Origin of the sequence: Bacteroides sp. D55t1_190419_B8 (assembly GCF_015558905.1) — a bacterium.
GTDB lineage: Bacteria > Bacteroidota > Bacteroidia > Bacteroidales > Bacteroidaceae > Bacteroides > Bacteroides vicugnae.
The window spans coordinates 39,403-56,366 of sequence record NZ_JADMOU010000027.1 but is presented as its reverse complement, the minus strand read 5'-3'; the positions used below and the strand labels follow the sequence as shown (position 1 = coordinate 56,366).

Annotated in this window: 11 protein-coding genes and 2 tRNA genes; 5 read left to right on the top strand and 8 right to left on the bottom strand. The window is 42.4% G+C overall.

Going from position 1 to position 16,964, the window contains the following annotated elements; all coding sequences use genetic code 11:
- Positions 1 to 9 precede the first annotated feature (9 nt).
- Complete coding sequence (locus tag I2I13_RS19090) at positions 10 to 2,499, bottom strand: glycoside hydrolase N-terminal domain-containing protein (protein WP_195650242.1); 2,490 nt, start codon at positions 2,497 to 2,499, stop codon at positions 10 to 12.
- A gap of 221 nt (positions 2,500 to 2,720) precedes the next feature.
- Complete coding sequence (gene pckA, locus I2I13_RS19085) at positions 2,721 to 4,328, bottom strand: phosphoenolpyruvate carboxykinase (ATP) (RefSeq protein WP_143259220.1); 1,608 nt, start codon at positions 4,326 to 4,328, stop codon at positions 2,721 to 2,723.
- Between the two features lie 280 nt (positions 4,329 to 4,608).
- On the opposite strand from pckA, the gene upp reads away from it, so the two are divergent.
- Both upp and I2I13_RS19075 read left to right on the top strand, forming a co-directional pair.
- Positions 4,609 to 5,262: a uracil phosphoribosyltransferase gene (upp, locus tag I2I13_RS19080; RefSeq protein WP_004310703.1), complete on the top strand. Its 654-nt coding sequence runs from the start codon at positions 4,609 to 4,611 to the stop codon at positions 5,260 to 5,262.
- Between the two features lie 583 nt (positions 5,263 to 5,845).
- On the top strand, positions 5,846 to 6,439 hold the full coding sequence (locus tag I2I13_RS19075) for a hypothetical protein (RefSeq protein WP_195650241.1): 594 nt from the start codon (positions 5,846 to 5,848) through the stop codon (positions 6,437 to 6,439).
- A gap of 147 nt (positions 6,440 to 6,586) precedes the next feature.
- Here the strand turns inward: I2I13_RS19075 and I2I13_RS19070 are convergent, their stop codons facing one another.
- The gene (locus I2I13_RS19070) at positions 6,587 to 9,100 is read right to left on the bottom strand and encodes a YfhO family protein (protein ID WP_195650240.1); all 2,514 of its coding nucleotides are present in this window, start codon (positions 9,098 to 9,100) and stop codon (positions 6,587 to 6,589) included.
- A gap of 150 nt (positions 9,101 to 9,250) precedes the next feature.
- A complete protein-coding gene (gene ahcY / locus I2I13_RS19065) occupies positions 9,251 to 10,681 on the bottom strand; it encodes an adenosylhomocysteinase (protein WP_117936946.1) in 1,431 nt (476 codons plus the stop codon).
- 171 nt (positions 10,682 to 10,852) lie between these two features.
- On the opposite strand from ahcY, the gene I2I13_RS19060 reads away from it, so the two are divergent.
- The gene (locus I2I13_RS19060) at positions 10,853 to 12,055 is read left to right on the top strand and encodes an ATP-binding protein (RefSeq protein ID WP_195650239.1); all 1,203 of its coding nucleotides are present in this window, start codon (positions 10,853 to 10,855) and stop codon (positions 12,053 to 12,055) included.
- Positions 12,056 to 12,196: 141 nt separating this feature from the next.
- Here I2I13_RS19060 and I2I13_RS19055 read toward each other — a convergent pair whose 3' ends face one another.
- Both I2I13_RS19055 and I2I13_RS19050 read right to left on the bottom strand, forming a co-directional pair.
- On the bottom strand, positions 12,197 to 13,885 hold the full coding sequence (locus I2I13_RS19055; RefSeq protein ID WP_195650238.1) for a S41 family peptidase: 1,689 nt from the start codon (positions 13,883 to 13,885) through the stop codon (positions 12,197 to 12,199).
- A gap of 45 nt (positions 13,886 to 13,930) precedes the next feature.
- The gene (locus tag I2I13_RS19050) at positions 13,931 to 14,920 is read right to left on the bottom strand and encodes an adenosine kinase (RefSeq protein WP_195650237.1); all 990 of its coding nucleotides are present in this window, start codon (positions 14,918 to 14,920) and stop codon (positions 13,931 to 13,933) included.
- Between the two features lie 77 nt (positions 14,921 to 14,997).
- Between I2I13_RS19050 and I2I13_RS19045 the strand changes: the two genes are divergently transcribed.
- A tRNA-Asn gene (locus I2I13_RS19045) sits at positions 14,998 to 15,071 on the top strand.
- Positions 15,072 to 15,099: 28 nt separating this feature from the next.
- Positions 15,100 to 15,173, top strand: a tRNA-Asn gene (locus I2I13_RS19040).
- 60 nt (positions 15,174 to 15,233) lie between these two features.
- Here the strand turns inward: I2I13_RS19040 and I2I13_RS19035 are convergent.
- The gene (locus I2I13_RS19035; protein ID WP_195650252.1) at positions 15,234 to 15,941 is read right to left on the bottom strand and encodes a ComF family protein; all 708 of its coding nucleotides are present in this window, start codon (positions 15,939 to 15,941) and stop codon (positions 15,234 to 15,236) included.
- Positions 15,942 to 15,972: 31 nt separating this feature from the next.
- A complete protein-coding gene (locus I2I13_RS19030; protein WP_195650236.1) occupies positions 15,973 to 16,776 on the bottom strand; it encodes an inositol monophosphatase family protein in 804 nt (267 codons plus the stop codon).
- Positions 16,777 to 16,964 lie beyond the last annotated feature (188 nt).

The following is a 16,964-nucleotide window of genomic DNA, read 5'->3' as shown; positions in this document are numbered from 1 at the left end:
ATTTTGCGTTTAATTTTTAATGAGCCCTTTGGCTGCATCATATCTAATCTGATAACTGTGTCCTTTCACTGTTTTAAAGGAAATAGTCTGATCCGCATACTTTATAACACAGTTGCCTCCTGCATTAGAGCGCACAACAGCTTCCTTCAACAGATGATTCTCCCAAATCATATCCACCTCAAAATTTCCTTTTGCACAGATACCACTGATAGAACCATCTTTCCATGCATCCGGCAAAGCCGGTAATAATTGAATAAAGCCCATATGACTTTGGAGCAACATTTCGGTAATTCCCGCTGTCCCGCCAAAGTTTCCATCAATCTGGAAAGGCGGATGCGTATCCCACAAATTATCCATGGTTCCGTTCTTCAATAAATTGCCGAATAAAGTATAAGCATGATTACCATCCTGCAAACGCGCCCACTGATTCAACTTCCAACCCATACTCCAACCGGTAGCACCATCACCACGATGCACCAATACTACTTTAGCAGCTTTCGCCAGTTCGGGAGTAGTGACCGGAGAAACCGTATGCCCCGGATGCAGACCGAACAAATGATTCACATGACGATGTTCATCTTTCGGATCATCAATATCCACCGACCATTCCATCAACTGACCATAACGACCTATTTGATAGGGAACGAGATTGGCAAGCACATGCTCCCACTGCTTACGTTCTTTCTTATCTACACCCAACACTTTGCTTGCCTCAATCGCATCCATCAGAATTTCACGCACCACGGCATGCACAAAAGTAGCTCCCTGATCGATAGGACCATGTTCGGGCGAAGTGGACGGAGCAGCCGTATAGGTTCCATCCGGCTTATGCCACAGGTAATCGACTGCAAAATCGGCACTACTCTTAATCAGTTCATAACCGGTTTCTTTCAGAAATTTCAAGTTTCTTGTATAGTCGTAATACTCCCAGATATGGGTAGCCAGCCAAGGACCTGCCATCGGATTGAAGTTCCACGACATATCCTGACTTTCCAACGGAGTGGTAAAGCCAAAAATATTGCCTGAGATAGATGCCGTCCATCCTCTAGCACCGAAATAAGCCTGTGCAGTCTTCTCGCCCGGTTTCACGAGCGTACGGATAAAGTCAATCAACGGAAGCACGCACTCATTCAAGTTGGTAGAACAAGCAGGCCAATAATTCATCTGGATATTGATGTTATTATGATAATCCACACGCCACGGCCCATCAACATTATTGTGCCAGATCCCCTGCAGATTGGCAGGCATATTGCCCGGACGGGAACTGGCAATCAGGAGATAACGTCCAAATTGATAATACAACTCTTCCAGATAATAATCCGGTTGTCCTTTCCGATAATTTTTCAGACGTTGAGAAGTAGGCAGGTTCACTCCTTTCACCGCTGGATTCAGATTCAGCCGGACCCGGTTGAACAGAGTAGCATAATCATTATAATGCTGATTGAATAAAGCAGTATATCCCTGCGCCACTGCGTTATTCATCCACTGCTTTGTCGTTTCTTCGGGATTAACACCTATATATGTTTTCGGATCTTTGAAATCCGGATCAAAGTTAATCTTATAGTCAGTGTCCGCTGTGACATAAAATACAACTTCGTCTGCATCCTTCACCGTCAACTTTCCATCTGCATTAGACAGTGTTCCTCCTTTCGCTTCTGCCCGGATGCGAACAGCATATTCCATTCCATTATTATCCAAAGAAGCTGTGTAAACCAATCCTTTATTTCCATCAGAAGCCATGCTGCCGGTAGACAGGGGATTGGGCGCATAACTGAAAACCAGATTTTGTTTCCCCGGTTGATCCGCGCTAAAACGTACCACCATTACATTGGCAGGGTAAGAGATAAAAAAGTTACGTTGATAAGCCACACGATCCTTTTTGAATTGCACGACTGCCATAGCCGAATCCAAAGACAGAATGCGCTTATAATCGCTCATTCCTATCATATTCAGTCCGGTTTCTACATAAAACTCTCCCATTGTAGTAAAGCTGCCGAAACGGAAAGGATTTTCTCCGTCAGCTTCATACGATACTTCACTATTGAAGTTCTGCCGCATCAGCATTTCAGCCTTTTTCTGATCTCCTTCCGTAAATGCTTTGCGTATTTCATCTAAAAGATGGGCCGATTGCTTATTGACATTCCAATAATAGTCCGCACCTTTCGCTGTGTTCGGACCACCGCGCCAAAGCGTTTTTTCATTGAAAGTGATACGCTCGGCTTCCACCGATCCCATAATATTTGCGCCGAGGCTGCCGTTACCAATAGGCAATGACTGTGACTCCCAACTGGCATCCAGATTACGTCCGCTTCCTGCTGTTACCGGTTTATTTTCACCTTTCCACAAATCCGGTCTTCCGCCATACCAGGCAGCATACCCCTGCAAAGTATTGGGAGTGTCAAACCAGATGGAAAGTCCTTGAGTATAATCGGTTTCTCCGGCATAAAGCCCGGAGGTAAGGAATAAGGAACTGATAAGAAGGAAATAAAATTTCTTCATGGTCGTCGTATTATTATTCAAGATTATCCACTTATATATAATTTGCACAAAAGTAATCAAAATATACCATAACTGCCTTTAAAGGTTAGTACTCCTGTTTTGGCAAATATAGGGAAAAGTTTTAAACAGGCAGCATTTATTCCCATAGAAAGGCACAGGCATAAACAAAAAAAAGGCGGTTCGAAATCGAACCGCCTTCCATATTATATCTGATTCTCCAATTAGAGTTTCGGACCAGCAGCAACCAAAGCCTTACCAGCTTCGTTACCAGTAAATTTAGCGAAGTTCTTGATGAAACGTCCAGCCAAATCTTTTGCTTTTTCTTCCCATTTGCAAGCACATTCGTAAGTGTCGCGTGGATCAAGGATCTTCGGATCAACACCCGGAAGTTCTGTAGGAACAACAAAGTCGAAGAAAGGAATCACCTTAGTAGGAGCTTTGTCAATAGAACCATCAAGGATAGCATCGATGATACCACGAGTATCTTTGATAGAGATACGTTTGCCAGAACCATTCCATCCTGTGTTAACCAAGTATGCTTTAGCACCAGTCATTTCCATCTTCTTAACCAATTCTTCTGCATATTTAGTCGGGTGCAATGACAAGAAAGCAGCACCGAAGCAAGCAGAGAATGTCGGAGTCGGTTCAGTGATACCACGTTCTGTACCAGCCAATTTAGCTGTAAATCCAGACAAGAAGTAGTATTGAGCCTGTTCCGGGTTCAAGATAGATACCGGAGGCAATACACCGAATGCATCAGCAGACAAGAAGATAACTTGTTTAGCGTGAGGACCTTTAGAAACCGGTTTAACAATGTTTTCGATGTGATAAATAGGATACGAAACGCGAGTGTTTTCAGTCACGCTCTTATCTGTGAAATCAATCTTACCGTTAGCGTCAACTGTTACGTTTTCAAGCAAAGCATCACGTGTGATAGCATTGTAGATATCCGGTTCGCTTTCTTTATCCAGGTTGATAACCTTAGCGTAGCAACCACCTTCGTAGTTGAACACACCTTCGTTATCCCATCCGTGTTCGTCGTCACCGATCAATTTACGTTTCGGGTCAGTAGACAAAGTTGTCTTACCTGTACCAGACAATCCGAAGAAGATAGCAGAGCTAGTTCCTTCCATATCAGTGTTAGCAGAACAGTGCATAGAAGCGATACCACGAAGCGGGTTCATGTAGTTCATGATAGAGAACATACCTTTCTTCATTTCACCACCGTACCAAGTATTCAGGATTACTTGTTCTTTAGTCTTCAGGTTGAATACAGTAGCAGTTTCAGAGTTCAAGCCCAGTTCTTTGTAGTTGTCAACTTTTGCTTTAGAAGCGTTGAAACATACGAAATCAGGTTCTCCGTAGTTAGCAAGTTCTTCAGCAGTCGGGCGGATGAACATGTTAGTTACGAAGTGAGCCTGCCAAGCTACTTCCATAATGAAACGTACTTTCATACGAGTAGCTTCGTTAGCACCACAGAAAGTATCAACAACGAACAAACGTTTGCCGGAAAGTTGTTTTACAGCTTTAGCTTTCAAGTCAGCCCAAGCTTCTTCAGTACATGGTTTGTTGTCGTTTTTGTAATCTTCAGAAGTCCACCATACAGAATCAGCAGAAGCTTCATTCTTAACGAAGAATTTATCTTTAGGAGAACGACCGGTATAGATACCTGTCATCACGTTCACAGCGCCTAATTCAGTTACTTGACCTTTTTCAAAGCCTTCCAGACTCGGTTTTGTTTCTTCAGCGAACAAAACATCATAAGACGGATTGTGCAAAATCTCGGTCACACCTGTGATGCCGTACTTGCTTAAATCTAAATTTGCCATTTTCTTTGAATTAATTAAAATTGGTATTTTGTTTTCTATCTCTTTTCACCTTAACATGGGGAGCTTTGAATACCCCCTTGTAAATCCGGCTACAAAAGTAATACTTTCTTTGGAAAGGAAGAAGGTATTGAAGAAATTTTTCCTTAATTGAAACTCTTTTATAAATTCCTAACAATATCTGCAAACTGAATATTGCAATTTGAAAGATTATCATTTACTTTGCAAGCCAGTATGCTGACAATACTATGAAAATGAGATTAAAATTTGATTAAAATATAATATGAAAGTAATTGATTTTGGCCAAACTAATTCGATTCTAAACCAGTACATATCCGAAATTAGAAATGTAGAAGTTCAGAACGACCGCCTGCGTTTCCGCCGTAACATTGAACGGATTGGAGAAATCATGGCTTATGAAATGAGTAAAGAGTTTAAATACTCGGTAAAGAATATCCAGACACCACTGGGAATTGCTCCGGTCAGTACGCCGGACAACAATTTAGTAATCAGCACTATTCTACGTGCAGGTCTGCCTTTCCACCAAGGTTTCCTTAGTTATTTCGACGGGGCGGAAAATGCATTTGTTTCCGCTTACCGCAAATATAAAGATACGCTGAAATTCGATATACATATAGAATATATCGCATCTCCCCGTATTGATGACAAGACATTGATTATCACCGATCCTATGTTAGCAACAGGAGGCAGTATGGAACTGAGTTACCAGGCAATGCTGACGAAAGGTCATCCCGCTGAAATCCACGTTGCTTCCATTATTGCCAGCCAAAAGGCCATTGACCATATAAAGAATGTATTTCCTGAAGACAAGACAACCATTTGGTGCGCTGCCATTGATCCGGAAATCAACGAACATTCTTATATTGTTCCGGGATTGGGTGATGCAGGTGATCTTGCTTATGGCGAAAAAGAATAAATGATTCAACCCGATACACCATCAGCTGATTCAGCCGACACAGGAATAGATATAGAAATCTGTGTATATCCGGTTCTCTCTCATATATAAAAACAGAAATCCTCTTTCAACCTATCACCAGCATTATCAAACCCTTTATCCATAGTGTTTTCAGAGCGGTGATAGGTTGTCAGTAACCTATCACCGCATCTATCACCTATCACCACCTAAATTAAATAATAGTTATTGCTAAAGAGAACATCAACGCGTTCTTAATAGTCTTTCCCGTATTGAAACGACTTGTTTCAAGCCGTGGAACTATCAGTTTCAAGCGTTAGAAACAAAAGTTTCAAGGTGGAGAAACAATAGTTTCACGCTGGGGAAACAATAGTTTCACGCCGGAGAAACAACAGTTTCAACGCTTGAAACTACTTGTTTACCACCTCGTAACTCCTTTCCATCCCAAGGCATAGATAATATAAGCCACAGGAGAGTAGAGTTGAGCTTTTGATAGACAAATCTCCGCACTTAGTCGATTTTATTTTTATCTGTTCCGATATCTGCTTAGCTTTGAAGTATTAAAACAAATAAAAGCATAAGAGAGATGAGAAAAAACATGAAATTGATAGGATTGGCAGTCTGCTTAACGTGCTGTGCAGGTTTTATAAATGCACAAGAAGCCAATGAGCCGCAAGAAAGGCAACAAGAAAAGCGTCTTCCACGTGAGGTGTTGAATCCGGAAAAGGTAGCCACGCAGATGACAGACCAAATGAACAAGTTACTCCAGTTGACAGATAAACAATATAAAAAAATATACAAGCTGAACTTGAAAGAGCAGAAAGCATTCTTCAAGGCTATGCAAAATTCGGATGGCCAACGTCCGCCAATGGGAGAAGGTCATGAAATGCGGGGAGGACGCCCACCAATGGGTGGAGGCCAACCGCCTATGATGAGAGAAGGTGGTTTTCCCGGCAGAATGGGAGGTGGACCGATGATGAGCAAAGATAACAATTCTGCCGATTCACAAAAGAAAGCTGCAGAAGCCAAAGAAAAGAAGATAAAAAAGATTCTGACAAAAGAGCAGTACGAAAAGTGGCAGGCAGAACAAAATGCCGCACGGAAAAAGGCTGCTCAAAGAAGAATGCACAAAGATAATCACTCTGGCGAAAAACCGGATTTTGAACAGAAAAATCTCTAAAACATCACACTTAATATATTTCTATGAACAGCGTTTGTTTTTCATAATTTTTTAGTGAATGCAAAGTAGCGGCTCTCTTCGTGAGGAAGAGAGCCGCCTTTATTTTACAGCCTTACAATACATTATAAGGTTGATGACTATTACATTTTAAGGCTTCTTCGCTATCTTGCTCCGCTGTGTCCACGCAAGAAGCATAACTCCGATTAACAATAAAGCCAATGCTGCATAAGCAATACTTTCCGTGACGTGTATGCTTTGCGGATCAAACCACATCTCGATGGTATGTTCTCCTGCCGGCATATTTATTGCACGCAAGATATAGTCTGCACGGGCAATATCCACCAGCTGACCATCGATAGTCACCTGCCATCCCGGATAATATATTTCAGAGAAAACAACAACTCCGTCTTTAGGAGTGGAAGCCTTATAAACCAAACGATTTGGCTCGTAACTGGTTAACTGGATGGTAGATAATGAATCTTTATATCCTTCTGTCACACCCTTCAGCTGTTCTTTAAACTTCACATCCACTACGGCTGTTTCCGTTGGGAGAATATCGTTCAAAGCATCTATTTCTTCATTTGCATTATTTACATACTGCACCTTATCTACGAACCATGCATTACCGTATGCATAAGGATTCATAACAGGAACAGCCTGCCCTTGCTCTCCGGCAGGGAAAATGAAGTATTTGGTATTCAGCATATTCAATACACGGAATTTGGAAGCATCCACACTGTCCATCTGTCCACCGGCAGTAGCCACAGCCTGATAAGTTTCCTTCATTTCGGGCACGATGTGATGGTCTATCATTTCCTGATAGCGGCGAAGCTTTGCTGCATGATAGCCGCCGACACTCTTATGCCAATATGCTGTATTGTTTTCATTAAATGTATTACCGGGGAAACCGATGAAGTTCAGTACACGATAATTCGGAGTCGTATCCTGAAGAATAATCTCATCCGCCTGTGTCTTCACGAATGCTTCTGACTGCTTCGACTTCGGTACGAACTGTTCGTCATTCAAGTAGCGTTTATTGACGCTCCACATATCTATCAGACACAAAAGCGCAATACCCGCCAGCGTGAAAGAGGCTTTCAACTTCCGCAGCTGATACAAGAATAAGAACAGGCAACCGATCACTATAATAAAGAAGCTGCGCCATGCATCCGAAGCAATAATGGCTTCGCGCATTTCAGTCAGATTAGCCACAAACGGAGCCAAATGTTCGGCAGGAAGTGCTTGTTGCAACGCAGCCATCTCCTGCGTCGTTATAAAGCAGGAGAAGAAAACGCCCGGGGCGACAGCTAAAACGAGTGCAACACCGGCAGTTAGTACCAACGCAGCAATCACGCCTCTGCAGTTCTTTTCCTGTTTCAGCATATCCGGTTTACTCAAAATCTCTTTCAAGGCAAAAATCGCCAACAAAGGTATTGTAAATTCAGCTATTACCAGAATAGAAGATACAGCGCGGAACTTATTATACATCGGGACATAATCGATAAAGAAGTCCGTCAGTCCCATGAAATTCTTTCCCCATGAAAGCAGAATCGAGAAGATAGTAGCTCCCAGCAGCGCCCATTTAAGAGGACCTTTCACAATGAAGCACCCCAATACAAAAAGGAACATCACAAATGCCCCCACATATACCGGACCGGCTGTCCACGGCTGCTCGCCGAAATATTGAGGTAACTGTGAGTAGATACCGTTATACATTGGATTAGCCTTTGCCATAGCAGCTTCGCTCTGCGACATCGTAGATCCTGATCCTCCCCCTTTTACATTCGGAACCAGCAACGTCAACGTTTCACCGATACCATAACTCCAGTTGGTTATATAATCACGATCCAATCCGCTACTGGTCTGACTGGCAGCAGCTCCCTCCTGCTTCAATTCGCTCTTGCCGCGCATCGTCTCCTTACTATATTCATACGTATGATACAGATTGGAAATATTGATACAGACTCCTACCACGGCAGCCAGTGCCAAAACCCCGCTGGCCTTGAAGAAATGAGGCAATTCTTTCTTTTTATAAGCATCTTCAAAGTAAGCTCCTACAAAAAACAGGATCACAAACATGAAATAATAACTCATCTGAATGTGATTCGACTGAATCTGAAGGGCGATGAACAGGGCCGTAATGATTCCGCCCAACAGATATTTCTTCCGGTAAGCCAGAACGACACCTGCAATCGTAGGTGGTATATAAGCCAATGTCACAAACTTCCAGATATGCCCTGCCGGTATCAGAATGAAGAAATAGGAAGAGAATGCCCATATCACTCCGCCTAATCCTGCCAGCCAGGCCGATATTCCGAATGCCCGCAAGAGGATATAAAATCCCAGCATCATGATAAAAGTCAGCACTACATAATCCGGGAGAAAGAGGCGATAAATCCTCTCCACTCCTTTCAGAGACGTTGTCGAGTCGTAACTCGGAGACATCTGATAGGTAGGCATACCTCCAAAAATCGAATTCGTCCAACGTGTACGTTCTCCAGTACGTTCGAGGTACTCTTTCGATTCTTGTCCTGCACCGACTCCGGCAGCCGTGTCATGCTGAAACAAGATACGACCTTCGATATCAGCCGGGAAAAAATAGGCAAAAGAAAGAATGATAAAAGCCAGAATGGCTATTAAGTCGGGAAGAAACTTTTTCATTTACGATTAGACGATTTACTATTTACGATTGAAGTTTGAATATAAAAATAAATACGATTGGCAATCTAACATTTACAATTGATAACGGTGGGATATCAATCTCCTGCATTTATCAATCGTAAATGGTAAATCGTCTAATCGTAAATCTAATTAGTATCTATAATGATCTGCTTTATAAGGACCATCCACTGACACACCGATATAAGCGGCCTGTTCGGGCGTCAGCTTAGTCAGTTTCACACCGATCTTCTCAAGATGCAGGCGAGCCACTTCCTCGTCCAGATGCTTCGGCAGGCGATATACATTGATATCATATTTCTTGTTGAACAGTTCTATCTGTGCCAATGTCTGATTGGTAAATGAATTACTCATCACGAATGACGGGTGTCCTGTTGCACATCCCAGATTTACCAGGCGACCGTCGGCCAACAAGATGATGCTATGTCCATCCGGGAAATAATAACGGTCTACCTGCGGTTTGATATTCACACATTTGATGCCCGGATAATGTTTCAAAGCATCTACCTGAATTTCATTATCGAAATGGCCGATGTTGCAAACGATAGCCTGATCTTTCATTTTCTCCATGTGGTCGATACGGATAATATCGATATTTCCTGTCGTAGTCACGAAGATGTTACCTTCCATGCAAGCTTCTTCCATCGTCACTACTTCGAAACCTTCCATTGCAGCCTGCAGTGCACAGATCGGGTCTACCTCCGTCACGAGCACCCGCGCTCCGTAAGAACGCATGGAATGAGAACAGCCTTTACCCACATCACCATAACCGCATACCACTACTACTTTTCCGGCAATCATCACATCTGTTGCGCGCTTGATTCCGTCAGCCAACGATTCGCGGCAACCGTACAGATTATCAAACTTAGATTTCGTTACCGAGTCGTTCACATTGAATGCCGGGAACAGCAATTTGCCTTCTTCCTGCATCTGATACAAACGGTGTACGCCTGTCGTAGTCTCTTCAGATACGCCACGCACTTCTTCCGCTACACGATGCCAGCGGGTGCTGTCTTCTGCCAACACTTTTTTCAAAATGGCATTCAGTTCTATTTCATCCTCTGCATGTACTTCCTTATCCAATACGGCAGCATTATTTTCTGCATCATAACCCACGTGGATCATCATTGTCGCGTCACCGCCATCATCTACAATCACATTCGGTCCCTTGCCGCCGTCAAAGCTCAATGCCTGCAACGTGCACCACCAATAATCGGCAAGAGTCTCGCCTTTCCATGCAAACACCGGCACGCCGGCAGCAGCTATTGCAGCAGCAGCATGATCCTGTGTTGAATATATATTACAAGAGCACCAACGTACTTCAGCTCCTAAAGCCACTAATGTTTCAATCAGCACAGCCGTTTGAATGGTCATGTGCAACGAGCCCATAATGCGGGCGCCTTTTAACGGTTTGGATTCTCCATACTTTTCGCGAAGAGCCATCAGGCCGGGCATTTCTTTTTCTGCCAAATCGATTTCCTTGCGTCCGAAATCAGCAAGTGTAATATCTGCCACCTTATAGGGCAGAGTAGAGAATAATTCTGTAGACATATTGTAAATCATTTATATATAATGGACGCAAAGATAGAACATTCTGATTAGTAGGGCAAAAGCTATCCGTTTTTTTTATATTATAATAACTAGGGAGGCAGTCAGCATCTCGGAATATTGTCTTATATTTGCAACAGATAAAACAAATTCTACAACATTCTAATGAATAACAATAAATCTTCTATGAGGAATTACAAAAACAAAACAAAGGAAGACCTTTTAGAAATAATCGAACAATTAGAGGAGAAAATAGATTTTCTTTCCTCTCATTCTTCTTCTGATTCTTCCTCTCCCTCCAAAGAACGTTTTCGTGATAAATATAGCACCCGGATACTGGATGCTCTTCCTGACATGCTCACCGTCTTCGACCATGACGCCAACATCATAGAGCTTGCTTCTTCTCCGGCAACTAATCACGTTGAAGGTATCAGCGCCAACAATATCACCACTACTAACGTAAAAGACATTCTACCCAAAGAGGCTTATGAAAGTGTCCGCAAGAATATGGATAAGGTGATTCTCACAGGAGAAAGTTCAACAGCCAGACATGATCTTATGTTGGACGGTGTTTTACATCACTACGAAAACCGTATCTTTCCTTTGGATAAGGAATATCTATTGTGTATGTGCCGTGATATATCCCAACAATGGGAGGCGGAACAGACGAATGCCCAACAACAGAAAGAGCTAAAGGCCGCCAGAATCAAGGCGGAAGAGTCGGATCGGCTGAAATCTGCTTTTCTGGCAAATATGAGTCATGAAATACGTACCCCGCTCAATGCCATTGTAGGGTTCTCCAAACTAATCACTTCCGCAGCATCTGCGGAAGAGAAGAACCAATATTCGGAAATCATCGAACGAAATTCGGAAATGCTGCTGAATCTATTCAATGATATTCTGGATCTGGCATCTCTTGAAGCTGATTCTCTAAAATTCAATATCCGCCCGATCAAATTAATAGATATCTGCCTGCAACTGGAACAACAATTCTGCCATAAGACGCAAAACGGTGTCAGGCTCATTTTGGACGACGTAGATACGGACATGTATGCTTCGGGAGACTGGAATCGCATCATACAAATTATAAGTAACTTGCTTAGTAACGCTACGAAGTTTACCCCGAAAGGAGAAATCCATTTCGGCTATCGGGAAAAGGAGGATTTTGTAGAGTTCTATATTAAAGATAGCGGCATCGGCATTCCGGCAGCAAGAATTGCCACTATTTTCCGGCGCTTTGGAAAGGTCAACGATTTTGTTCAGGGAACAGGATTGGGATTAACTCTTTGCAGAATGTTGGTAGAGAAGATGGGTGGACGTATCTGGTTGCGCTCTCAGGAAGGACAAGGAAGCAGATTCTATTTTACCCTGCCTTTGATTCGCCAATAAAGATCGGTTAAGGACACAAATATCAGTGTCCGGGCATGACCTTACAGGACTTTTACAATTAGATATAGATATACAGAAAACGCGGCTTGTTAGTAACAAAGCCGCGTTTTCCACATATATCTATGTTCGAAATATATTCATTTATTCCTTAGCAGCCGGAGCACTAAGCATTTCTTTATATTTCACCGGATCATTCAGAATTTTCATTGCTTCCTTCAAACCGTCATCATCCTTCAACTGCTGGATGATATTACCACGTTGGTAATAGTAACGCTTGATAATTTCGGTAGCAATCATCTTCTTTATATCAGATGAGAAATAATCCAAGTCGCGGTCAAGATCATGATTCAACTTCTTTTCAAGTGCTTTGAACTCCTCTGAAGCATCATTCATATATCCTTCAAACTCGGCAGCTTCTTTCAACGTTTTCAGAATCTTCTCGCTTTGCTGGTCATATTTGAAGTCGGCTTTCTTCACCAACGCTTTAAAATCATTATAATCGGCATCTGTCACCTCAAACTTCTCCGGAGCAACGATGGTAGGATGCTTCAAACAATACTGTGTTGCATAATCGAAAATCAGATTATCGCGTACCAGATAGAAGAGGATATTCGGTAATTTCTCCTGTTTGATAACAATATCCGGCATTACACCACCTCCGTCGCGTACTTCACGTCCGGCAGCCGTATGGAATACCTTAGTCAAACTATCAGGAATGGTTCCTACACTTCCATCTTCATTACGATGCTTGTAATCAATAGCCTGTACACAACGGCCACTCGGAATATAATATTTGGAGGTAGTCACTTTCATCGTTCCGCCATAAGGCAAAGAGCGGGGAACCTGTACCAGTCCTTTTCCGAAGGTACGGTTACCAACGATAACGGCACGGTCGAGATCCTGCAAAGAACCTGATAAGATTTCGGAAGCAGAAGCGGTTCCGCTATTTACCAGTACCGCAATCGGAATGTCCAAATCCAACGGTTCGCGCAATGTCTTGTAAGTGTTACTAGCCTGTTTGATTTTTCCTTTTGTCGTCACAATCACCTTTCCACGCGGTAAGAAATAATTCGCAATTTCCACTGCTTCATCCAGCAATCCGCCGCCATTACTACGAAGGTCTATCACCAACGAAGTAGCGCCCTGTTTCTTCAAATCCAGAAATGCTTTCTTAAACTCTTTGGAAGGGTTGCCGGAAAAAGTGCTAAGGCTGATGTAACCTACCTTGTTATCCAATACGGCAGTATAAGGAATTGCCGGATTCTGAATAGACTCACGCACAATCGTGAATTCCATCGGTGTACGTCCGCCTTTCTCATTCGGGCGCTCAATCTTTAGCTTAAAACTGGTACCTGCCTGTCCGCGTAACATCTGGCTGACTTCCGCGTTATTCTTACCGGCAAGATCCTGTCCGTCAATCTCCATCAGGATATCTCCCGCTTTCAGACCGGCTTTTGCAGCAGGCGTTCCCTCGAAAGGTTCAGAAATCATCGAACGCTTTAGTTTCGTATTATAAGCAATGTAAGAACCCATCCCACCAAATGATCCTTTAATCATCTGCTCCAGTTCACTCTGATCCTCTTCCGGGAAATATTCCGTATAAGGATCCAGCGTATAAAGCATATTATCGATTCCTTCCCGAATCGTTTTATTCGGATCAATGGTATCTACATAGAACATATCCAGTTCTTTCACAATCGCATTAAATATATCCAGATTCTTTGCAATCTGGAAATTACGGTCGTCTCCACTCTTGAAACTAAAGAAAGCAACTGTGGCTATCACCGCTACTGCAACAATAGCTATCTGCCTGTTCAGCAATTTTTTCATACCTCTTTCAATCTAAATGAGTCGTAAAAGTAGCTCAATCCTTTGTTATTCCGCCAGAATCCTGTTAATATTTAACTTAATTTCATCCCAGCGTTCCTGTGATATCGTTGTTCCGATTACCTGAATAACATTTCCCGAGAGAATAGAACCTATTTTTGCACATTTATCCAACGAATATCCGCAAGTCAATCCGTATAAGAATCCGGAAGCAAAATAGTCACCGGCACCAGTAGTATCTACCACCTTTTGAACCGAAATGGCTGAAGCCTTTATTTCTTCTGTCCCTTTGCGGATGTAAGAACCATTTGCCCCGACTTTTACAATAGCAATACTGCATTTCTTGGCAATCACTCTCAAAGCTTCCTCCGGCTCCTTGCCAGTAAAGGCTTTCGCTTCCTCTTCGTTTGCAAAGACAATGTCGACATATTTGTTTATTAGCAAAGTGAAGAATTCCAGATCATTAGCCACAATGTTATAACTAGCCATATCGAGACAAATCTGCAAACCGGCTTCTTTAGCCAGTTCAATGGCGTGAAGAATCATTTCGTGGTCCTGAACAAGATAGCCTTCTATAAATAGGTATGCATAACCCTTAAACATATCCAAGGTCAGTTCCTCTGCTCTTAAAGAAGCCGCTGCTCCCAGATAGGTTCCGAAAGTACGCTCCCCATCCGGTGAAATAAAAGTGGATGCCACACCGGAAGGCAGTCGATCTGACGTCAATAATTTGTCTTCAATCTTATTTTTCCACAGATTTTCACGAAAAAATTCTCCATAATTATCATTTCCCACTTTTCCGATAAACCCTGTTCCGGCACCCAAACAAGCCAGTCCGAGGATGGCATTTCCTGCCGATCCGCCTGTTGCCAAATGGGTTTTCATCTGTGAAAATTTTGCGTTAATCTGCTGTAACTTAGCGTCATCGATGAGCTGCATGCTTCCTTTGGGTAAACCCATTTCATCCAACAGAGTATCATCCTTCAGGGTTGCGAGTACGTCTACCAGGGCGTTGCCCAATCCTATTATTTTGTCCATTCCTAATATTTTTTTTGCAAAGATATTGCATATTTCAAAAAAACCTAGTACTTTTGCATCGCAATTGAGAAAAACATTCTTCCTTAGCTCAGTCGGTTAGAGCATCTGACTGTTAATCAGAGGGTCCTTGGTTCAAGTCCAAGAGGAAGAGCAAAGTTGAAAATCTTGATTGCAAACATTCTTCCTTAGCTCAGTCGGTTAGAGCATCTGACTGTTAATCAGAGGGTCCTTGGTTCAAGTCCAAGAGGAAGAGCAAAAAAGAAGCCACCTGAATGGGTGGCTTTCTTATTTAATATCATTTATTCGTATATAATCACTCCACCGTTGCCAACGTCAATATACTAATCCGTATTCCCTCCACATTCACCAGACAAGAAGCACATGCCAGCGTAGTAGAACCGGTGGTCAATACATCGTCAACGATCAGTATGTGTTTCCCTACAAGTATTTCGGGACGTTGAAGTTCAAAGATACCTTCCACATTATCCCGACGTTCAAGTATGGATTTATGTGTTTGCGTTTCCGTATTTTTCTTACGCAATATGGATTCTGTATCTATAGGTATTCCAGTTACGGCAGTGATTCCACGGGCAATCCATTCGCTCTGGTTATAACCGCGGATTTGCTGTTTTTTCTTGTGAAGCGGTATAGGGATTATAACATCAATTCCTTGAAAGAAATGGGAAGATAATAGTTCTGCTGCCATATACCGTCCCATAATTGCACCTATTTCCTTCTGTCCACCATATTTCAAACGGTGAAGAATCAGCCGGAAGTCACTTCCTTTCTCATAAAAGAAAAAAGAAGTAGCCCGTTCCAAAGGAATTTGTCCCCAGAAAAGTCGCTCTACCGGATTATCTTTTCGAAGATGATAGTTCGTACGAGGTAGTTTGATATTGCATACTGTACAAATACATTCCTCACCCTTTGCTAACGGTCGGCCGCAAACAACACAGCAACGGGGAAACAGTAAAGATAAAAAAGAACTAAGCCAGTCTTTTACAAGAAGTGTGTGTTTCATCATAATAGAGATTTTAAAGTTGCAATACCACTTACATATTCAATGGAGGGACTTCTGCCAGAAGTTTCTGAAAGAAAGAATGCAGAGTTCCGTTCGTTGCAATAATATGATGTCCTTCTATGAAGTTATCTTCGCCATAGAAGTTAGTAACCTTTCCTCCCGCTTGCTGGACGATCAATGCCGCTGCGGAGTAATCCCATTTTCCGAGAAACGCTTCCAGCCACGCATCGAAACGCCCAATAGCTACATAGCAAATTGCAGCGGCAGCCGAACCATTCATACGAATACCTCCCACTACTCCATAAAGTTGATCGATGAGATGAAGAGCGGTCTGTTTATATTGCAGATGATTATAAGGTAATTCTGTAATAACAAAGGCATCTTGGATATCCTCAACACTCGATACATGAATTTCTTCACCATTCATGAAAGCCTTTCCACCTTTCCAGGCATAGAAACATTCATCCCGGCAAACTTCATAAACGACACCTAAAAGAAGTTCAGTGCGATTGCGTAAAGCAATAGATACACAATAAGGAGCCTCATCATGAATATAATTTGTAGTTCCATCCAACGGATCAATGACCCAACAGTAGGGTTCGTCCTGATAAGTGGCAGAGCCTTCTTCTGTTATGAATCCCGCTTCGGGCAGTAGAGCAGCAAGTGCTTTCACCACTCGCACCTCTGACTCTTTATCTACATAAGACACATAATCATGTGCATGTTTTTCCTCCACACGCTCACGACGGAAGTTCTTCCGTTCTTCTTTCAAAAAATGTCCAACCTCTGTAGCAATCCGGCATACATCAGTGGTAAGTTGCTTTAAATCCAACATTTATTATTCAAATTAAAAAGTGCTCCGAAGTTATAACTTTTCCTGCAAAAAGCATAGAAGAAAATAATATTTTCGTGTTTGACACATTAATTAGTGAAGTAACGCTCAAACTACCATAATCAATATTGAGGAAACATCTAAAAAACAAGGCCGGTTCATTTTCTTTTTTGAACCGACCTTTCTTAACT